At 67.0% G+C, this 19,312-nt stretch carries 15 protein-coding genes; 10 read left to right on the plus strand and 5 right to left on the minus strand.

Annotated features, from left to right (window positions below; genetic code table 11):
• The first annotated feature begins 74 nt into the window (after positions 1–74).
• From ACN9MV_RS18620 to ACN9MV_RS18635, 4 genes are read left to right on the plus strand one after another with little or no spacing between them, the layout of a single operon-like run.
• Entirely contained in the window at positions 75–779 is a 705-nt protein-coding gene (locus tag ACN9MV_RS18620) for a CerR family C-terminal domain-containing protein (RefSeq protein ID WP_426388921.1), read from the plus strand.
• Positions 779–2,275: an efflux transporter outer membrane subunit gene (locus ACN9MV_RS18625; protein WP_097199023.1), complete on the plus strand. Its 1,497-nt coding sequence runs from the start codon at positions 779–781 to the stop codon at positions 2,273–2,275. Before ACN9MV_RS18620 ends, ACN9MV_RS18625 begins: the two co-directional genes overlap by 1 nt.
• On the plus strand, positions 2,272–3,474 hold the full coding sequence (locus ACN9MV_RS18630; RefSeq protein ID WP_426388923.1) for an efflux RND transporter periplasmic adaptor subunit: 1,203 nt from the start codon (positions 2,272–2,274) through the stop codon (positions 3,472–3,474). The genes ACN9MV_RS18625 and ACN9MV_RS18630 overlap by 4 nt, the downstream gene beginning before the upstream one ends.
• A 21-nt stretch (positions 3,475–3,495) precedes the next feature.
• A complete protein-coding gene (locus ACN9MV_RS18635) occupies positions 3,496–6,612 on the plus strand; it encodes an efflux RND transporter permease subunit (protein ID WP_426388924.1) in 3,117 nt (1,038 codons plus the stop codon).
• 64 nt (positions 6,613–6,676) lie between these two features.
• Here ACN9MV_RS18635 and ACN9MV_RS18640 read toward each other — a convergent pair whose 3' ends face one another.
• From ACN9MV_RS18640 to ACN9MV_RS18650, 3 genes are all read right to left on the minus strand, one after another.
• Positions 6,677–8,200, minus strand: coding sequence for a tripartite tricarboxylate transporter permease (locus tag ACN9MV_RS18640; RefSeq protein ID WP_426388925.1), 1,524 nt, complete (start codon positions 8,198–8,200; stop codon positions 6,677–6,679).
• 1 nt (position 8,201) lies between these two features.
• A complete protein-coding gene (locus ACN9MV_RS18645; RefSeq protein ID WP_093056425.1) occupies positions 8,202–8,738 on the minus strand; it encodes a tripartite tricarboxylate transporter TctB family protein in 537 nt (178 codons plus the stop codon).
• Between the two features lie 139 nt (positions 8,739–8,877).
• Positions 8,878–9,837 (minus strand): tripartite tricarboxylate transporter substrate binding protein, encoded by a 960-nt coding sequence (locus ACN9MV_RS18650; RefSeq protein ID WP_093073703.1) that lies wholly within the window; start codon positions 9,835–9,837, stop codon positions 8,878–8,880.
• Positions 9,838–9,973: 136 nt separating this feature from the next.
• Between ACN9MV_RS18650 and ACN9MV_RS18655 the strand changes: the two genes are divergently transcribed.
• From ACN9MV_RS18655 to ACN9MV_RS18670, 4 genes are all read left to right on the plus strand, one after another.
• The gene (locus tag ACN9MV_RS18655; RefSeq protein ID WP_093056424.1) at positions 9,974–10,657 is read left to right on the plus strand and encodes a response regulator transcription factor; all 684 of its coding nucleotides are present in this window, start codon (positions 9,974–9,976) and stop codon (positions 10,655–10,657) included.
• Positions 10,654–12,099: a sensor histidine kinase gene (locus tag ACN9MV_RS18660; RefSeq protein WP_426388926.1), complete on the plus strand. Its 1,446-nt coding sequence runs from the start codon at positions 10,654–10,656 to the stop codon at positions 12,097–12,099. Before ACN9MV_RS18655 ends, ACN9MV_RS18660 begins: the two co-directional genes overlap by 4 nt.
• 19 nt (positions 12,100–12,118) lie before the next feature.
• The gene (locus ACN9MV_RS18665) at positions 12,119–12,556 is read left to right on the plus strand and encodes an RNA-binding S4 domain-containing protein (protein ID WP_093056422.1); all 438 of its coding nucleotides are present in this window, start codon (positions 12,119–12,121) and stop codon (positions 12,554–12,556) included.
• Positions 12,557–12,621: 65 nt separating this feature from the next.
• Positions 12,622–13,428: a PPK2 family polyphosphate kinase gene (locus ACN9MV_RS18670; RefSeq protein WP_093073699.1), complete on the plus strand. Its 807-nt coding sequence runs from the start codon at positions 12,622–12,624 to the stop codon at positions 13,426–13,428.
• Positions 13,429–13,471: 43 nt separating this feature from the next.
• Here ACN9MV_RS18670 and ACN9MV_RS18675 read toward each other — a convergent pair whose 3' ends face one another.
• Positions 13,472–14,140 (minus strand): hypothetical protein, encoded by a 669-nt coding sequence (locus ACN9MV_RS18675; RefSeq protein ID WP_093073697.1) that lies wholly within the window; start codon positions 14,138–14,140, stop codon positions 13,472–13,474.
• Between the two features lie 220 nt (positions 14,141–14,360).
• Between ACN9MV_RS18675 and ACN9MV_RS18680 the strand changes: the two genes are divergently transcribed.
• Positions 14,361–16,304 (plus strand): ATP-binding protein, encoded by a 1,944-nt coding sequence (locus ACN9MV_RS18680; protein WP_426388927.1) that lies wholly within the window; start codon positions 14,361–14,363, stop codon positions 16,302–16,304.
• Positions 16,305–16,313: 9 nt separating this feature from the next.
• Here the strand turns inward: ACN9MV_RS18680 and ACN9MV_RS18685 are convergent, their stop codons facing one another.
• Positions 16,314–18,026, minus strand: coding sequence for an acyl-CoA dehydrogenase family protein (locus tag ACN9MV_RS18685; protein WP_426388928.1), 1,713 nt, complete (start codon positions 18,024–18,026; stop codon positions 16,314–16,316).
• Between the two features lie 279 nt (positions 18,027–18,305).
• Between ACN9MV_RS18685 and ACN9MV_RS18690 the strand changes: the two genes are divergently transcribed.
• Positions 18,306–19,145, plus strand: coding sequence for an AraC family transcriptional regulator (locus ACN9MV_RS18690; protein ID WP_093073695.1), 840 nt, complete (start codon positions 18,306–18,308; stop codon positions 19,143–19,145).
• Positions 19,146–19,312 lie beyond the last annotated feature (167 nt).

The following is a 19,312-nucleotide window of genomic DNA, read 5'->3' on the forward strand; positions in this document are numbered from 1 at the left end:
CAGGATCCGGCGCGCGGACAAAACCCTTCAGCAAGCCTTAAGTAAATCAATCGTTTGATTTCATGCGTGGTGTAATGCCGGGCATGAACGCGAGAGACCCGATTACCCAGGCCGCGCGCCGCGCACCGCGCAGCGATGGCGCCGAGGCACGCCACCGGCTGCTCCACACCGCACTGCGGCTGTTCGCGCAAAAGGGGTTTTCCAAGACCTCCACGCGCGAGATTGCCCGCGAGGCCGAAGTCAACATCTCGGCCATCAGCTACTACTTCGGTGACAAGGAAGGGCTGTACACGGCCACCTTCTGCGAGCCGATGGGCGGCGACTCCAGCGACCTGATCGTCGCCTGCAACGCGCCCGGCCAGTCGCTCGAAACCACGCTGCGCCTGTGCATGGTGTCCATGATCGACCCGCTCAAGCAGGGCGAGATCGTGCGGCAATGCATCCAGCTGCACATGCGCGAGATGCTGGAGCCCACCAGCCGCTGGGCCGAGGAGCTGGAGCGCGACATCAAGGGCCCACACCGCGCCATTGCCGACCTGCTGTGCCGCCACCTGAAGGTGGAACGGGCCGACGACGACATCCACCGCCTGACCTTCGCGATCACCGGACTGTCGATGCAGCTCTACGTGAGCCAGGATTTCATCGAGGCCATCCGCCCTTCGCTGCTGCGCACGCCGCGCGCCATCGACACCTGGGCCGACCGCCTCACGGGCTATGCGCTGGCGCTGGTGGAAGCCGAAGCGGCCCGCCGCCGCGCCGAGAGAAAGCTGAAGAAATGATGAGAAGACTCCGACTGAAATTGATCGTCACTCTCTGCCTGGGCATCGGCCTGGCAGGTTGCTCGTTGACGCGCCCGCCGACACAGGTGGAAGCGCCCGTCCCCGCGCAATGGCACGCTCCCCTGCCGCATGGCGGCTCGCTCGCGTCGCTGGCCGACTGGTGGCGCCAGCTCGACGATCCGCTGCTGGTCGAGCTGATCGCCGCCGCCGAGGCTGCGAGCCCCAACGTCGCCAGCGCCGCGGCGCGCGTGGCCGAAGCGCGCTCCACGCGCGTGCAGGCCGGCGCCGCGCTGCTGCCGAGCCTGGACGGCACGGCATCGGCCAGCCGCGGCACCTCGGGCTTTTCTTCCAGCAGCAGTTCGAGCAGCAGCCTCTCGGCCAGCACGCCAATCACCACGCTTCAGGCCGGCCTGCAGTCGAAGTGGGAAGTCGATCTGTTCGGCCGCCTGCGCGCCGACCGCGACTCCGCCGAAGCCAAGCAGAACAGCGCCAACGCCAAGTGGCACGACGCCCGCGTGGCGGTGGCAGCCGAAACGGCCAACGCCTATTTTTCAGAGCGCGCCTGCCAGCAGCAACTGCGCGTGTCCGAAGCGGACGCGCGTTCGCGCTCGGAAACCGCGCGGCTCAACGACCTCTCCGCGAAGGCCGGCTTCACCGCGCCGGCCGATGCCGCGCTGGCACGCGCCAGCGCCTCCGACGCCTCGGGCCGGCTCACGCAGCAGCGTGCCCAGTGCGCGGTGCAGCGCAAGGCGCTGGTGGCGCTCAGCGGCATCGACGAAACCACGCTCGAACAGAAGCTCGCCGCCTCGCCCGCGCAGCGCGCGCTGCCGGTCGTGGGCAGCATCGCCAGCGTGCCGGCCGAGGCGATCTCGCAGCGGCCCGATGTGTACTCGGCCGAACTCGGCGTGGCCTCGGCCAGCGCCGACGTGGGCTCGGCCGAGGCCGAGCGCTACCCCAAGCTCACGGTGTCGGGCTCCATCGGTCGCACGCAGTACCGCGTCGATGGCCTGCGCCAGTCGCTCGAAACCTGGACGGTGGGCCCGATCTCGCTGACCGTGCCGCTGCTCGACGGCGGCTCGCGCAAGGCGAACATCGATGCAGCCAAGGCGCGCTACGCCGAAGCCGTGTCGCTCTACCGCTCCAACGTGCGGCAGGCGGTGCGCGAAGTCGAAGAAGCGCTGGTCAACCTCGACGCCACCGACGCCCGCACCACCGATGCCGACGCCGCGGTGAAGAACTACCAAGCCTCCTTCGACGCCACGCAGGCCCGCTACAGCAGCGGCCTCGCAAGCCTGTTCGAGCTGGAAGACTCGCGCCGCACGCTGTTCACCGCGCAGACCGCGCGCGTCACGCTGCAGCGCGAGCGCACCGAGGCATGGGTTGCGCTGTACCGCTCGATGGGCGGCGGCTGGAACCGCCAGTCGGCCTCGGCCCCATCTTCCGAATCGTCCTCAATGACCTCCACCCCGGCCACCAAGGTCGCGACGTCGCCATGAAATCAATGAAGCGTTCCACCCTCGTCATCGCGCTGATTGCGCTGGTCGTCGTCATCGCGGCGATCTTCTTCATGACGCGCGGCAAGCCGTCGGACAAGTCGGCCGATCCTGCCGCAGCAGCCAAGACCAAGGACGGCGCCCACTCGCCCAAGCCCGCGCTGACCGTCACCGTCGCCAAGCCCGAAGCCACCGAGCTGATGCTCACGCTCGCAGCCAACGGCAACGTGGCCGCCTGGCAGGAGGCCGTGGTCGGCTCCGAGTCCAACGGCCTGAAGCTGGCCGAGGTGCGCGTGAACGTGGGCGACCTGGTCAAGAAGGGCCAGGTGCTCGCGGTGTTCTCGCCCGAGACGGTGCAGGCCGACATTGCGCAATCGCGCGCCTCCCTGGCCGAAGCCCGCGCCACTGCTGCCGACGCCGCAGGCAATGCCGCACGCGCCCGCACGCTGCAGGCCACCGGCGCACTGAGCCAGCAGCAGATCAACCAGTACCAGACCACCGAGCAGACCGCCAAGGCACGCGTCGAGGCGGCAGAGGCCGTGCTGGCCGCGCAGCAGGTGCGCGGTCGCAATACGCAGGTGCTGGCGCCCGACGACGGCGTGATCTCGGCACGCACCGCCACGGTGGGCAGCGTGGTGTCGGCCGGCACCGAGCTGTTCCGGCTGATCCGCCAGGGCCGGCTCGAATGGCGCGCCGAAGTGACCTCGGCCGAACTCAGCCGCATCGCGGTCGGCACCACCGCCTTCGTGGTGAGTGCCAGCGGCGCACAGGTGCGCGGCAAGGTTCGCAGCATCGCGCCCACGGTCGATCCGCAGACGCGCGCAGCGCTGGTGTACGTCGACCTGCCCAACGTGCAGCAGAACACCGGCATCAAGGCCGGCATGTTCGCGCGCGGCGACTTCGAGCTGGGTCGCAGCACGGCGCCGACGGTGCCACAGGCCTCCATCGTGCCGCGCGACGGCTTCAACAACGTCTTTCTGCTGAAGCCCGACAACAAGGTGACCCAGCTGAAGGTGCAGATCGGCCGGCGCCTGAACGACCGCATCGAGATCACCAGCGCGCTGCCCGACGGCGCCCAGGTGATCGTGCAAGGCGCGGGCTTCCTCAACGACGGCGACCTGGTGCGCGTGGTGGATGCGCCCGCATCCGCATCCGCGGCGCAGCCGGCCAGGTCTGCGGCCTCCGCTGCCGCGGCCAAGTAAGCAATTCAAAGGAACACGCCCATGAACGTTTCCGCCTGGTCCATACGCAACCCGATTCCGGCGGTGATGCTGTTCGTGCTGCTCACCTTCGGTGGGTTGCTGTCGTTCAACGCGATGAAAGTGCAGAACTTTCCGGACATCGACCTGCCGACCGTGACGGTCTCGGCGTCGCTGCCCGGCGCCGCGCCTTCGCAACTTGAGACCGACGTCGCGCGCAAGCTCGAGAACTCCATTGCCACGGTGCAGGGCCTGAAGCACATCACCACCAAGGTGCAGGACGGCGCCGCCACGCTGATCGTCGAATTCCGCCTCGAGAAGCCGGTGCAGGAAGCCGTGGACGACGTGCGCTCCGCGGTGCAGCGCGTGCGCGCCGACCTGCCGGCCGATGTGCGCGACCCGGTCGTCACCAAGCTCGACTTCGCGGCCCAGCCGGTGCTGGCCTTCACCATTGCCTCGTCGGCCATGGACAGCGAGGCACTGAGCTGGTTCGTCGACAACGACGTCACCAAGAAGCTGCTCGCGCTGCCCGGCGTGGGCGCGGTGAACCGCGTGGGCGGCGTCACGCGCCAGGTGCACATCGACCTCGACCCGAGCAAGCTGCAGGCGCTGGGCGCCTCGGCGGCCGACATCTCGCGCCAGCTGCGCCAGGTGCAGACCGAAAGCGCTGGGGGCCGTTTCGACCTTGGCGGCAGCGAACAGCCGGTGCGCACCATGGCCACCGTGAAGTCGGCCGACCAGCTCGCCGACATGCAGATCGTGCTGACCGATGGCCGCCGCATCCGCCTCGACCAGGTGGCGCGCGTGAGCGACACCATCGCCGAGCCGCGCGCGGCCGCGCTGCTCAACGGCAAGCCGGTGGTGGGCTTCGAAGTGGCCCGCAGCCGTGGCGCCAGCGAAGTGGAAGTGGGCCACGCGGTGATGAAGGCGCTGGCCGACATGCGCGCGCAACGCCCCGACATCGAGCTGACCGAGGCCTTCAACTTCGTCGACCCGGTGGAAGAGGAATACAACGGCTCGCTGCACCTGCTGTACGAGGGCGCCATCCTCGCGGTGATCGTGGTCTGGCTGTTCCTGCGCGACTGGCGCGCGACCTTCGTCTCGGCGATTGCGCTGCCGATGTCGGTGATTCCGGCGTTCATCGGCATGCACCTGCTGGGCTTCTCGGTCAACGTGATCTCGCTGCTCGCGCTGTCGCTGGTGGTCGGCATATTGGTGGACGACGCCATCGTGGAGGTCGAGAACATCGTGCGCCACCTGCGCATGGGCAAGTCGCCCTACCAGGCGGCCATGGAGGCGGCGGATGAAATCGGCCTGGCCGTGATCGCCACCACCTTCACGCTGATCGCGGTGTTCCTCCCCACGGCCTTCATGAGCGGCGTGGCTGGCAAGTTCTTCAAGCAGTTCGGCTGGACGGCATCGCTCGCGGTGTTCGCCTCGCTGGTGGTCGCGCGGGTGCTCACGCCCATGATGGCGGCCTACATCCTGAAGCCCGTCGTCGGCGCCGAGAAGGAACCCGGCTGGCTGCGCTGGTACATGCGCGCGGTGGAGTGGAGCACGCACAACCGCTTCAAGACGATGGTGTTCGCCACCCTCTTCTTCTTCGGCTCGCTGGCGATGATCCCGCTGCTCAAGACCGGCTTCATTCCGCCGGACGACAACTCGCAGACGCAGATCTACCTGTCGCTCGCACCCGGCTCCACGCTGGCGCAAACCACCGCGGCCGCCGAGGAAACCCGCAACCGCGTGATGCAGATCAACCACGTGAAGAGCGTCTACACCACGGTGGCCGGCGGCAGTGCGGGCGGCGACCCGTTCGCGAACTTCGGCACGCCCGAGACGCGCAAGGCCACGCTCACCATCAAGCTCGATGAGCGCGGCGACCGGCCGCGCAAGCAGGTGATCGAAAACCAGATTCGCGCCGCGCTCGAAACGCTGCCCGGCGTGCGCAGCACCGTGGGCCTGGGCGGCTCGGGCGAGAAGTACATCCTGGCGCTGACCGGCGAAGACCCGGTGGCGCTGGCCAGCGCAGCCAGCGCGGTCGAGAAAGACCTGCGCACCATTCCCGGCCTGGGCAACATCACCTCCACCGCGAGCCTGATCCGCCCCGAAATTGCCGTGCGCCCCGACTTCGCACGCGCCGCCGACCTGGGCGTGACCAGCTCCGCCATTGCCGAAACGTTGCGCGTGGCCACGCTGGGCGACTACGACCAGTCACTGGCCAAGCTCAACCTCGCGCAGCGGCAGGTGCCGATCGTGGTGAAGCTGGAAGACTCCGCGCGAAAAGACATCGACCTGCTCGGACGCCTGGCAGTGCCTGGCACGCGCGGCCCGGTCATGCTGAACCAGGTGGCCTCGCTCACGATGGAAGGCGGCCCGGCCGTCATCGACCGCTACGACCGCTCGCGCAACGTGAACTTCGAGATCGAGCTGTCGGGCGTGGGCCTGGGCGACGCCAAGGACGCGGTGACGAAGCTGCCGTCGATCGTGAACCTGCCACCGGGCGTGCGCATCGCCGAGATAGGCGACGCTGAAGTCATGACCGAGCTGTTCGCGAGCTTCGGGCTCGCGATGCTGACGGGCGTGCTGTGCATCTACATCGTGCTGGTGCTGCTGTTCAAGGACTTCCTGCACCCGGTGACCATCTTGTGCGCGCTGCCGCTGGCCCTGGGCGGTGCATTCGTGGGGCTGCTGATCGGGCAGAAGGCGCTGTCGATGCCCTCGCTGATCGGGCTCATCATGCTGATGGGCATTGCCACCAAGAACTCGATTCTTCTGGTGGAGTACGCCATCGTCGCGCGCCGCGACCACGGCATGAGCCGCTGGGACGCGCTGCGCGACGCCTGCCACAAGCGCGCGCGGCCCATCATCATGACTACGCTCGCCATGGGCGCGGGCATGCTGCCGATCGCGGTCGGCTTCGGCGCGGCAGATTCGAGCTTCCGCTCTCCGATGGCGATGGCGGTGATCGGGGGGCTGATCACCTCGACGGTGCTGAGCCTGCTGGTTGTGCCTGCCGTGTTCACCTACATCGACGACATCGAGCACTGGATTCGTCGCACCGTGCGCAAGCTGCGCGGGCAGCCGGCGGATCCGCATATCGACGACGACCTGATCGAGACGCCTGCGGCGGGGCGGTAAGGCGCCCCGGCGGAAATAAAAAAAGCTGCGGCATTGCCGCAGCTTTTTTTTGCCCCAAGGAAGATCAGGCGTCCAGCTGTGCCAGCCGCTTCAGCTTGCGTTCGCTCATGCGCTTGGCCAGGCGCGGAAGCACCAGCACGGCCACCACGATGACGACCAGCGCGATCGACATCGGGCGCTGGAAGAACACCACCGCGCTGCCCTCGCCGATCGACATGGCGTTGCGCAGTTGCGCTTCGGCAAGCGGGCCGAGGATCATGCCGACCACCACGGGCGCGGTCGGAAAGTCGAAGCGACGCATCACCACGCCCAGCAGGCCGATGGCGTACAGCAGGAACAGGTCGAACCCGCTCTGGCGCATGCCGTAGGCACCCACCGTCGCGAAGATCAGGATGCCGGCGTAGAGCTGGGGCTTCGGAATCTTCAGCAGCTTGACCCAGAGGCCGACCATCGGCAGGTTCAGCACCAGCAGCATCACGTTGCCGATGTAGAGCGAGGCGATAAGCGCCCACACCAGCGCGGCCGAGGTGGTGAAGAGTTGCGGGCCCGGCTGGATGCCGTAGTTCTGGAACGCGCCCAGCAGGATGGCGGTGGTGTTCGAGGTCGGAATGCCGAGCGTGAGCAGCGGAATCAACGCGGCCGTCACCGTGGCGTTGTTGGCAGCCTCGGGGCCGGCCACGCCTTCGATGGCACCGGTGGTGCCGAACTCGGCCTTGGCGTCCTTGTCCTTGGCGAGCTTCTTTTCCATCGCATAGCTCAGGAAAGTCGGAATCTCGGTGCCGCCGGCCGGAATGCAGCCGAAGGGCGTGCCGATGGCAGTGCCGCGCAGCCAGGCGGGAACGGATCGCCTCCAGTCGCGCTTGGTCATGTGCACGCGGCTGAGCTTGTTCTGGCCCTCGACCACCTTGCCTTCATACAGCACGGCGTACAGCACTTCGGCCACGGCGAACAGGCCCACGGCCACCAGCACGATCTCGATACCGTCGAGCAACTCGGGCACGCCGCCGGTGTAGCGGCCCTGGCCCGAGATCTGGTCAAGCCCGACGCAGCCGGCCGCCAGGCCGACGAACAGCGCCGTCATGCCGCGCAGCGTGCTCTTGCCGAGCACCGCGCTCACGGTGGTGAAGGCCAGCAGCATGAGCAGGAAGTACTCGGGCGGGCCGAGCTTGACCGCAAACTCGGCCACAAAGGGCGCGAACAGCGTGACGATGACGGTGGCAATGGTGCCGGCAACGAAAGAGCCGATGGCGGCCGTTGCGAGCGCCGCGCCCGCCCTTCCGCTCTTGGCCATCTTGTTGCCCTCCATCGCCGTCACCATGCTCGCGGTTTCGCCGGGCGTGTTCAGCAGGATGGAGGTGGTCGAGCCGCCGTACATGGCGCCGTAGTAGATGCCCGAGAAGAAGATCATCGAGGCCGTGATGTCGACCTTGCCGGTGATGGGCAGCAGCATGGCCACCGCCACGGCCGGGCCGATGCCGGGCAGCACGCCCACGGCCGTGCCCAGGGCGCAGCCGACGAGGCACCAGAGCAGATTGATCGGGGTGATCGCCGTGGCGAAACCCGCCATGAGTGCGTTGAAGATTTCCATGTCAGAACCACCCGGTGGAAGTGAGGCCAGGCAGGTTGATGGCCAGGAATTGCGTGAACATCCAGAACACCGGGGCCGCGATCAGCGCGCCGGTGACGATGTCGATGAGCCAGGTGCGCGGTGAGTTGACGCCGCCCTGTCCGCTGGCGCGGCGCAGGCCCTGCACGGCCAGCAGGTAGCACAGCGTGCAGCTCACGATGAAGCCGAGCGTGGTGATGAGCGCAGCGTTGAGCAGCAGCCCCGCCGACACCCAGACAAAGCCGGGCCAGTAGGCATGCTCCGCGCCCGAGGGCGCATCGAGCTCGCGGAAGCCGCCGGTGCGTGCCTCCCACAGGATCCACCCGCCGCACAGCACGAGCACCACGGACACCAGCCAGGGCAGGAAGTTGGGGCCGACGCCGCCGTAGCCGGCTTCGGAAGAAATGCCGATGGCGCCGAAGGCCAGCGCCAGGCCGGTCAGCAGCACGCCGACACCGACCAGGGTTTGTGGCCACGTGGCCGCGGGTTGCGCAGGGGCCGAGGATTCTGGAGTTGTCATTTTTTTGTCCTGGAGTGGGAGTACGGGTGCCCCTTCCAGAAACACCGCGGAACCGGCTTTGCCGGGCCGCAGGTGTTGCCCCCGGTAGGGGGTTGGCGCGCGCGACACGAAGTGCGCGCAGCCTGGGGGCGAGCCGATTTCAGACCATGCCGGATTTCGTCATGATGGCGCGCAGGCTGGCGAAGTCGTCGTCGACGAACTTGGCAAAAGCTTCGCCCGACAGTACGGCCGGCGTCCAGTCGTTCTTCTTGAGCGATTCGGCCCACGACGCGCTCTTCATGGCGGCCAGCACCATGTCGGTCAGCGCCTTGCGCTGCTCGGCCGAGATGCCGGGGGCGCCGTACACGCCGCGCCAGTTGCCGATTTCGACGTCGATGCCCTGCTCCTTCAGCGTGGGCACGTTGATGCCCGGCAGGCGCTGCGCGGAGGTGACGGCAATGGCCTTCATCTTGCCGGCGGCGATGTATTCGGCGAATTCGCTGTAGCCGCTGCCGCCGACGGTGACGTTGCCGCCCAGGATGGCGGCGGTGGCTTCACCGCCTCCGCGGAATGCCACATAGTTGATCTTGGAAGGATCGGCGCCCACCTTCTGCGCGATCATGGCCGCGGCGATGTGCTCGGTGGACCCGCGCGAACCGCCGCCCCACTTGACGCTGCCCGGGTCCTTCTTGAGCTGGTCGACCACGTCCTTCATGGTCTTGAGCGGCGAATTGGCCGGCAGCACGAACACGTTGTATTCGGTGGTCAGGCGCGCAATGGGCGTGGCCTGCTCGAGCTTGACCGGCGGCTTGCCGGTGATGATGCCGCCCAGCATGACCGAGCCCATGACCATCAGCGCGTTGGCGTCGCCCTTGGAGCCGTTCACGAACTGGGCCAGGCCCAGTGCGCCGGCAGCGCCGCCCTTGTTGTCGTAGGTGACGGTGTCGGCCACCTTGGCGTCGCTCAGCGCCTTGCCCAGCGCACGGCCGGTGGTGTCCCAGCCGCCGCCCGGGTTGGCGGGGATCATCATCTTGACGTTGGCTGCAGCACGTGCCGAGAGCGGCAGCGCTCCGGCGGCGGCCAGTGCGGCCAAAGACTTCAGAAAGGTGTCGCGACGCATGCGTGTCTCCTGGAATTGGAAGGAACTTGAAAGGAAGCTGACTTTTAGCTGAGCGCTATCATGCGCCGCCCTGCTGTCAGTTGGCTGTCCGCCAGACTGGGGAAAACACCAAAGTAAACACGCCCGCCGCCACCGTATGAAGCTGCTGCTGGTCGAAGACGACCCATCGATGCAAATCACCCTGCAGCGAACCCTCGGGCGCCGCCGGATCGACGTGCGCGTCTGCGGCGACGGGGCCGAAGCCGTCGCCCAGTGGCGCGCCATCGAGCCCGACGTGGTCGCCCTCGACCTGAGCCTGCCCAACCTCGACGGCCTGCAGGTGCTGGCCCAGGCCCGCGCCGAGGGTCTGCGCACGCCGGTGCTGCTGCTGACGGCGCGCGGTACGGTCGGCGACCGCATCGTCGGCCTGAACGCCGGTGCCGACGACTACCTGCCCAAGCCCTTCGACCTCGACGAACTCGAAGCCCGCATTCGCGCGCTGCGCCGGCGCAGCCACGGCGTTGCCGGACCGGACGCGGGGCTCAACCCGCAGGAGATAGGCGGGCTGCGCTTCGAGCCCGACAACGGCGCCATCTACAACCGCGCCGAACTGCTCGAACTCACGCCGCGCGAGCTGGCGCTGCTGAAGGCGCTGATGATGAAGCCGGGCCACGCCGTGACCAAGGAGCGCCTGTTCGAGCTGGTGTTTCCGGGCGAGACCGAGGTGCAGTACGAAGCTATCGAGGTGGTGGTGTACCGCCTGCGCAAGAAGCTCGCGGGCACCGGCGCGGTGCTGATGACCATGCGCGGCCTCGGCTATTTATTGCGCCCCGAGGCATGACCCGCGTCTCTTCGCTTCGTGCGCGGCTGCTGCTCGGCATCCTCGCGCCGATTGCGGTGTTCATCGTGATCAATAGCGTGAGCCTGTACCGCCAGAGCCTCGCGGCCGCCACCACGGCCTACGACCGCACGCTGCTCGCATCGGCCAAGACCATCGGCGAACAGCTCGACGTGGAGGGCTACGACGACCTGGCGCAGCTGCGGGCCATCGTGCCCTATTCCGCGCTCGAGGCCTTCGAGGCCGACAACCGCAGCCGGCTGTTCTACCGGGTCTCGGCGCTCGACGGTGAAATGATCTCGGGCTTTGCCGAGCTGCCGTTCTGGCGCGGCCGCATTCCGGACCGCAGCGCGTATGCGGCGCTGGTCGACTTCTACGACGCGCAGTTCCGCAACCAGCCGGTGCGCGTCGCGGTGCTGCTGCAGCCGGTGGCAAGCGCAACCGGCCGCGGCATGGCCGTGGTGCAGGTGGCCGAGACGCTGGAGCTGCGCGAGACACTGGTGCGCAAGCTGCTGATCGACACGCTGTGGCGCCAGCTGCTGCTGATGGGCGTGATCGCGCTGGTCACCGTGTTCGTGGTGCAGCGCGCCACGCGGTCGGTGCGCGAGCTTGGCGAAGCCATCGAGAAGCGCCAGGCCGACGACCTCTCGCCCATCGACGCGCCCGACGCGCCGCGCGAGCTGCGGCCGCTGATCGACGCCACCACGCAGGTCATGGGCCGGCTGCAGCAGCTGCTGGACCACCAGAAGCGCTTCGTGCGCGACAGCGCCCACCAGCTGCGCACGCCGCTGGCCGTGCTGAAGGCGCAGGTGCAGTCGGCGCAGCGCGGCGACGTGGCGCCCGAGCAGGCGCTGGGCGAGATCAGCCACACGGTGGAGCGCGCGACCACGCTGGCCAACCAGATGCTGTCGCTCGCCAAGGTGGAGCAACTGCGCCAGCAGCCGGAGTCGGTAACGCTCGACTTCGGCGAGGTGGCCCGGCAGATCGCGCTCGACCTGTCGCCGCTGGTGGCCGACAAGGCGCTCGACTTCGAACTCGCCATCGACGAGCCCGTGCCGGTGCAGGCCCATCACTGGATGCTTCAGGAGCTCACGCGCAACCTGCTGCACAACGCGATCAAGCAGAGCCCCGCGGGCGCCGCGCTGTCGGTCTCGGTGCGCTCCGAAGGCGCGGACGCGGTGCTCACGGTGCGCGACAGCGGCCCCGGCATCTCGCCCGAGCTGCGGCAGCGCCTGTTCGCGCCCTTCTCCGCCGGCAGCACGTCGAGCGGCTCGGGGCTGGGGCTGGCGATCTGCCGCGAGATCGTGCTGGCGCTCGGCGGGCGCATCAGCCTCGACAACCGCAGTGCGCCGGCCGGAGAGGATGGCGCCGAACAGGTGATCGGGCTCGACGCCGTCGTGCGCCTGCCGCTGTCGTCGGCGCCGCTCTCGCGGCACAATTCCTGAAATCCACTTCCGACACTCCATGGACCGTCTGCGCATCGACAAATGGCTCTGGGCCGCCCGCTTCTTCAAGACGCGCTCGCTGGCCGCGGAGGAAATCGGCAAGAACCGCGTGCAGGTGAACGGCGACGTCGCCAAGGCCTCGCGCGAGGTCAAGGCGGGCGACACCGTGGCCATGCGCATGGGCCCGCTGACGCGAACCGTGAAGGTGCTCGGCCTCAGCGGCCAGCGCGGACCGGCACCGGTCGCGCAGCAGCTCTACGAGGAAACAGCCGAAAGCGTGGCGGCGCAGGCCGCCTTCCGGGAGCTGCGCCGCATGGGCAGCGAACCGGCGCTGGCCATCGAACAGGGCCGCCCCACCAAGCGCGACCGGCGCGATCTCGACGGCGCAGTGCGCCAGCATGCCGATTGGGACAACCGCTGGAGCGCCTCGCTGCCCCCTGAAGACGACGACCGCTGACGACCATCCATCGGGTCGATCGCTTACGCTGTCGGCTTCGTTGTTCTTCACGGAGTCCCGCTTACATGGCCAGCTTCAAGAAATACCGCGTCGGCGGCAAGTTCAAGCTCTCGCACATCGACCCCGGCGACACGCCCTTCTGCGAGGGCGACGAAGCCTCCCAGCGCGCCGAAGTCGATGCGCTGGCCGTCGAGCTCGACGAGCTGCAGGACCTGCTGCACGCCGAGGGACGGCGCAAGCTGCTGCTGGTGCTGCAGGGCATGGACACCAGCGGCAAGGACGGCACCGTGCGCTGGGTGTTCTCACGCACCTCGCCGCTGGGTGTGCGCGTATCGGCCTTCAAGGCGCCGACCGTGGACGAACGCGCGCGCGACTACCTCTGGCGCTGCCACGCCGTCGTGCCGCGCACCGGGGAGATCATGGTGTGGAACCGCAGCCACTACGAAGACGTGCTGGTGCCCGTGGTCGAGGGCTGGATCGACAAGGCCGAGGCAAAACGCCGCTACGCGCAGATCAACGACTTCGAGCGCCTGCTCACCGAGACAGGCACGGTGGTGGTCAAGTGCATGCTCCACATCGACAAGGACGAGCAGCGCGAACGCCTGCAGGCCCGCATCGACACGCCCGGCAAGCAATGGAAGTTCAGCATGGACGACCTGGAGGTCCGCACCAAGTGGAGCGCCTACCAGCAGGCCTACCAGAACGCGCTGGGCGCCACCTCGACCGACCATGCGCCGTGGTACGTGGTGCCAGCCAACAGCAAGCGGCACCGCAACGTGATGATCGCGCAGCTGCTGGTGAAGACGATGCGTCAGATGAAGCTAAAGGCTCCGCCGCCGGACCCGGCGCTCAAGGGAATGATCGTCAAGTGAGCGACGGCTGAGCAGGCAGGGCCCTCGCGGGCCCATCGAAAGCTCAGGAGCGGCGGATCAGCGCCTGCGCCAGCACGCGGCACTTGCCGAACTCGCAGCGCACCGCCCAGGTTCCGCCGTTGTCGCAAGGCACGTTGTAGGTTTCGTAGCCGGGGCCCTTGGCCGTGAGTTCGGCGCGCGGCTGAAGGTTGCAGCGGCCGGCCTTGGCCAGCGTTTCGACGTTGTAGGTATCGACGCCGGTGCGGCGCGGCTTCATGACGACGCCGGGGTCGAAGGTGTTGCCATAGAACGAGTCGCGCACGTTGGGGTCGAGGTTGCGATAGCCGCGCTTGGCCATGCAATGCACGATGGCGATCTGCTGGTGCTCGGCAATCAGCTCCGAGTCGGGACGGCCGTTCCAGTCGATGACGGCTGCGGTGATGCCGGTATACGACGCCGCGGCGACGATGCCCTGCCCGTACACCGTGATCAGGCCGACGCCCAGCGCGCCCCACATGGCGTCGCCGGTTTCGCTGCGCGCCGTGATGCGGTTCGATGCCGTGCGGCATTCCGCCACGTCGTTGTCGTAGCGCACCTTGTCCACGCCCTCCATGGCGACCATGGGCACATAGGAAGTGCCCCTGCCCGTTCCGGGCTCGGTGGGTGTAGTCGGTGCGCTGGCGCAACCGGCCAGGGCCACGGCAGCGAACGCAATGCTCAGCAGCAGCTTCATGCAATCCCTCGTCTTCTTCGCGATAGTTGCGGGGATTTAACCATACATATAGTTACTCTTGAACTGCATTTGTCGTGAATGCACTACGGCTGACCTGGATCGGTGGGGCCATACCGAGAAGCCCTGGACGAGCAACATCGCGCGCATGGTTACAGAATGAGAAAATAGGTTACATAAGCGCTGCCGCATCAGCTTTGGGCGCGACTCATCCGAACACCCCTTGAACTACCGTCCCGCACCCTTCTTCGCCAACGTGGTGCTCGTCCTGTCGATGGCACTGCTGGGCGCCATCGGTGCCTTCCTGGGCGGGACGGCCGGCTTGCAGCAGTCCGACTCGCTGCTGCACCTGACGCGCGCCGACTGGCAGGTCGATGAAGCCTCGGGCTTCAGCACTCCGCCGTTGAAGCAGGACAGCGGCGCCCTGCCGGACACCTGGAAGCGGGTCGAACTGCCCCTGGCCCTTCCCATCGCGCTGCTGCGCCAGGCGGAGACCGCCTCCACCAGGACGACGCGCACGACCTGGATCAGGCTGTCCACGCGCGGCCTGCCGCCCGACGCCGGGCCGCTGGCGTTGTACGGCATCCGGATCAAGACCGACGGCACCATCGCGGTCTATGCCGACGGACAACTGGTCCATCGCGCGCAGCAGTCGGGCCCGTTGTGGAACAGCACCCGCACTCCGCTGTGGGTCCAGCTGGACAACAGTGCCGACAGCAAGCCGCCCAGCGAGATCCTCCTGCGCCTGGAGCACACCCGCAACGCCCAGGTGGCGCTGTCGTCGCTGTGGATCGGCCCCATCGACGCACTCAGGGGGCGCCATGGCATGCGCCAGTGGCTGCAGCAGGAGCTGCCCGCGATGCTCGGCGCGGCATTCATGGCCGTGGGCGTGTTCGCGCTGTTCGTGTGGTTCAGGCGCCGCGACGAGACGGGCTACCTGCTGTTCTTCAACCTCGCGGCCACTTCCTTCATGCGGGGACTGCACTTCTACGTGAGCCTGCCCGTCGCCAATGACTGGTTCGCGTGGCTGACCGTCAACTCGCTCTTCTGGCTGGTGATGGTGGTGCACTTCTTCCTGCGCCAGTTGCACGGCCTGCAGCTCAAGTGGCTGACCGTCGGCGTGGTCGTGGCGACCACCACCATCGGCCTCGTCACCCTGCCCGGCTTGAACATCGTGCAGAACACGCCGCAGGTAACGCCCCTGATCTACGCTGTCGCGGCGCTGATGGGCACGCTGGTCTGCCTGGTGGGTAGCGTCAGCGCATGGCGCCGCTCCACCGAAGGCCGGCTGGTCGCGGTCGGCATCGGCATCTGCGTGCTGCTTGGCATGACCGACTGGCTGCTGCAGAACAACTTCATCAGCCCCGAAGGCTGGTATCTGGGGGCGTACACCAACGCCGTCACCTTCAGCGTTTTCGGCGCGCTGATGTACCGCCGCTACATGCACGCCATCGGCGAGGTCGAGCAGCTCAATGCGAGCCTTGCGCAGCGCCTGCAGAAGCGCGAAGCCGAACTCGAGCTCAGCCACCGGCGGCTGCGCGAGGTCGAGCGCCTGCAGACCATCAGCGACGAACGCCAGCGCCTGATGCAGGACATGCACGACGGCCTCGGCTCTTCGCTGATCAGCGCCATCCGCTCGGTCGAAGGCGGCGGCATGAGCGACGACAAGGTCTCGCAGATTCTCAAGAGCTGCCTGGACGACCTGAAGCTCACGCTCGACTCGCTGGAGCCGATCGAAGCCGACCTGCTGCTGCTGCTGGCCACGCTGCGCTACCGGCTGGAACCGCGGCTCGAAGGCACCGGTGTCTCGCTGCGGTGGGAAGTGCAGGAGCTGCCGGCCCTCGACTGGCTCGACCCGTCGAGTGCGCTGCACATACTGCGCATCGTGCAGGAAAGCATCTCGAACATCCTGAGGCACACGCGCGCGACGGAGATACGCGTGGGCACCTCGCTGGAAGGCGCGGGCGTGCAGGTGACGATCGAGGACAACGGCCAGGGCTTCGACGTCCAGAAGGTGATGGGCAATCAGTCCGCGGGGGGCCGAGGCCTGCAGAACCAGCGGCGGCGAGCGCAGGCGATCAAAGGCGTGGTCCAGTGGGAATCCAAACCGACGGGAACGCGGTTCGTGTTGTGGCTGCCGTTGCAGCGGGAGCGCCAGTCGGCTTGAGGCCAGCCTTCAGATGGATACCGACTGCGCCGCCTCAGACACATCAGCGCGAGAGACGATTCCGCGCAGATCCGCCCCAGTAGCCAGAGTCCCCATCACTCCGGCGTGCTGGCCGCCCAGGCGCGACTCGACGAAGCGCTGTGCCACCGCGCCATCGCTGTGCCTGAGCATCTCGCTCGCCTGGAGCGCAAGAGCCATGCGCGTTACGATGGCGCGCGAATTGCCCTCATCGACTGCACCCGCAGAAAGATCGTCGCGCAGGCCGGCGATGAACTTCGCATACGCCGCGTTGGCAACTCCCGGCTGGGAGACTTCATCGAGAAAGACTTCGAGCGAGCCCTTCTCGCGGCCGAGCGCGCGCACCACGTCCATGCACATCATGTTCGTCGTGCCTTCCCAGATCGAATTGAGTGGCGCCTCGCGGTACAGCCGCGCGATGGGGTTCTCCATGATGAAGCCGTTGCCGCCGTGAACCTGCAATGCCTCGTAGACGAAGTACGTCGCACGCTGGCAGTTCCAGTACTTGACCACGGGCGTTGCCACGCGGGCAAGAAGCCGCTCACGTTCGTTCGATTCCATGCTGTCGGTTGCGCGTGCGACACGCATCGCCGACAACATGGCCGCTTCGCTTTCCAGCGCCAGGTCCGCCAGCACATTCGTCTGCATGGGCAGGTCGGCCATCCGGCGACCGAAGCCGTCGCGTGTCGATGCGTGGTTGATCGCCAGCGTGAGCGCCTGGCGCATCAGGCCTGCAGAACCCACGGCAAAGTCGAGGCGGGTCAGATGCGCATGCGACAGGATCTCGCGGATCCCGCGTCCCTCTTCGCCGACCAGCATCGCCCAGGTCTTGTTGAACTCGACCTCGCTCGATGCGTTGGAGCGGTTTCCGCACTTGTCCTTCAGGCGCTGCACGGCAACGCGGTTGGCACTGCCGTCCGGCAGGAAGCGCGGAACGAAAAGGCAGCTCACGCCCGAATTGGTTTGAGCCAGCGTGTAGAAGCCGTCGGAAGTCGGAACCGAAAAGAACCACTTGTGGCCCGTCACGTTGTAGATGCGAGCACCGTTCTCGGTTCCGACGAAGGTGGCCGTGGTCTGCGTCTGGCGCAGGTCGGAGCCGCCCTGCTTCTCGGTCATGGCGTAGCCGATCACGGCGCCCGTTTTCTGCGGGAGCGGCAGGCGGCGCGGGTCGTAGCGACCGGAGAGTGTCTTCTCCCGCCACATTGCAAACTCCGGCCGCCCCGCAAAACCAGCACAGGCAGCGTATGCCATGCCAGTGGGGCATCCGGTGCCGTTCTCGACCTGGTTCCACAGGTAGCTCAGCACCGCACGCGCAAAGTGGCCCGACGGCTCATTGGTTGTCCATGCAAGGCTCGGTACGCCATGCGCGAAACCCAGGGCCATGAGTTGATGCCAGGCGGGATGAAACTCGACCCAGTCCAGACGATTGCCGAACCGATCATGCGTGCGCAGTTGCGGGCTGTGCTCGTTGGCCAATCGTGCAAGGTCCTGCACCTCTTCATTGCCCGCCAATGCGCCGACCGCCGTTGCATCAGGAATGCTCCAGGCCGCATGACGCTCCACGAGCTCTCGTAGAGCCACATCGCCTGTGAACGCGTTGTGGCCGGTGCAAGCACTGGCCTGGTTGAATACCCTGTGCGTCTCGACGCCATCGGCCAGGGGAAACTGAAACGCCAGAGCCGTACTTTCGAGGGGCATGTTCATGAAGGTCTCCAGAAGTTCGCCGCGCTACAGGCATAGTGAATCATTCTTCGCGATTCGTGAACCTGAATCCGTTCTTTCCCGGGCCGGGCACCCGACACACCAGGACCACAAAATGGCACAGTCTTTGCGTGCTCAGGCTACAGCGACCTGGCGCCGCCCCGCCCGCTCCCCAGATCGCGCCGTAGTCACTGGAATAGACAGCCTTGCTCACCATTCAGGTGCCATGCAACCGGTTGGACGCTGAAAGCGTTACAACCGCTGATCCAAACGGAGGCTTCGTTGGCCAAGCTGGACCCTCTGAATACATCGCGCTACTGGCATGTGCCCGGCATGCCGGGCATGGACATGCTGCATGCGGACTTCACGACGCACGAATACGCGCCCCACGTGCACCATTCCTTCGTGATCGCAGTCACCGAGGTTGGAGGCGCCGAATTCAAGAGCCGCGGCCGCACGGGCATTGCCAATCAGCAGGCGCTCCTCGTCTTCAACCCGGCCGAACCCCATTCAGGCCGCATGGGCGGCAGTGCCCGCTGGCGGTACCGGGCCCTCTATCTGGCCGAGCCGGGCATCAGGCATCTGATGACGACACTGGGCATCGATCAGACCCGGTACTTCGGATCGAACATCTACTGCGACCAGGAGCTCATCGGCAGCTTTCTGGAACTTCATCGCGCCTACGACGGAAACAGCGATCAATGGGACCCTCTGCGGCAGCAGGAGTTGTTCGTTCATAGCTTCGGAACGCTCTTCCAGAGCCACGCACAGCCGGGACAACGCGTGCTCCCGGTGCCGGCAGATGCCAACGTGCTCGCGCCAGTGCTTGAACTGCTGCGCGACTCTTTTGCAGAGCGATTGACCCTCGAGCAGATGGCGGCGGCCGCCGACCTGACGCCCTTTCAGCTGATCGGCGCATTCAACCGCACGATCGGATTGACGCCCCACACGTACCTCACGCAGTTGCGGCTCAGGGCCGCCATCAGTCATCTCACTGCCGGCCGGCCGCTGATCGAAGCCGCTGTTGCGAGCGGCTTTTACGACCAGAGCGCGCTCACCAGGCACTTCAAGCGCACCTTCGGCATGACGCCTCTCCAGTACGTCCGCGCCCGGACCTGCTGAGAAGCCGCTTCCCCCGGCCCTCGAGCCATGCGCTGAGGGCCTTCTTTCCTCCGCTTCTTGTTTCCGCTCGGCTCGCGCGGAATTCGGATTCGTCTTTTTGGCGCGATTGCTTCCGGCCGCAATTTTTACCAATACGGGTTTCTCCGCGCTGACTATCGTGCAACTAA

The sequence above is a fragment of the Variovorax sp. R-27 genome, from assembly GCF_049913215.1.
Lineage (GTDB): Bacteria > Pseudomonadota > Gammaproteobacteria > Burkholderiales > Burkholderiaceae_C > Variovorax.

Coding starts and splice junctions, on each gene's coding strand:
- ACN9MV_RS18675 (WP_093073697.1), bottom strand. CDS start 14,140: ATGAAGCTGCTGCTGAGCATTGCGTTCGCTGCCGTGGCCCTGGCCGGT.
- ACN9MV_RS18660 (WP_426388926.1), top strand. CDS start 10,654: ATGACCCGCGTCTCTTCGCTTCGTGCGCGGCTGCTGCTCGGCATCCTC.
- ACN9MV_RS18635 (WP_426388924.1), top strand. CDS start 3,496: ATGAACGTTTCCGCCTGGTCCATACGCAACCCGATTCCGGCGGTGATG.
- ACN9MV_RS18685 (WP_426388928.1), bottom strand. CDS start 18,026: ATGAACATGCCCCTCGAAAGTACGGCTCTGGCGTTTCAGTTTCCCCTG.
- ACN9MV_RS18625 (WP_097199023.1), top strand. CDS start 779: ATGAGAAGACTCCGACTGAAATTGATCGTCACTCTCTGCCTGGGCATC.
- ACN9MV_RS18670 (WP_093073699.1), top strand. CDS start 12,622: ATGGCCAGCTTCAAGAAATACCGCGTCGGCGGCAAGTTCAAGCTCTCG.
- ACN9MV_RS18640 (WP_426388925.1), bottom strand. CDS start 8,200: ATGGAAATCTTCAACGCACTCATGGCGGGTTTCGCCACGGCGATCACC.
- ACN9MV_RS18620 (WP_426388921.1), top strand. CDS start 75: ATGCCGGGCATGAACGCGAGAGACCCGATTACCCAGGCCGCGCGCCGC.
- ACN9MV_RS18630 (WP_426388923.1), top strand. CDS start 2,272: ATGAAATCAATGAAGCGTTCCACCCTCGTCATCGCGCTGATTGCGCTG.
- ACN9MV_RS18645 (WP_093056425.1), bottom strand. CDS start 8,738: ATGACAACTCCAGAATCCTCGGCCCCTGCGCAACCCGCGGCCACGTGG.
- ACN9MV_RS18665 (WP_093056422.1), top strand. CDS start 12,119: ATGGACCGTCTGCGCATCGACAAATGGCTCTGGGCCGCCCGCTTCTTC.
- ACN9MV_RS18655 (WP_093056424.1), top strand. CDS start 9,974: ATGAAGCTGCTGCTGGTCGAAGACGACCCATCGATGCAAATCACCCTG.
- ACN9MV_RS18650 (WP_093073703.1), bottom strand. CDS start 9,837: ATGCGTCGCGACACCTTTCTGAAGTCTTTGGCCGCACTGGCCGCCGCC.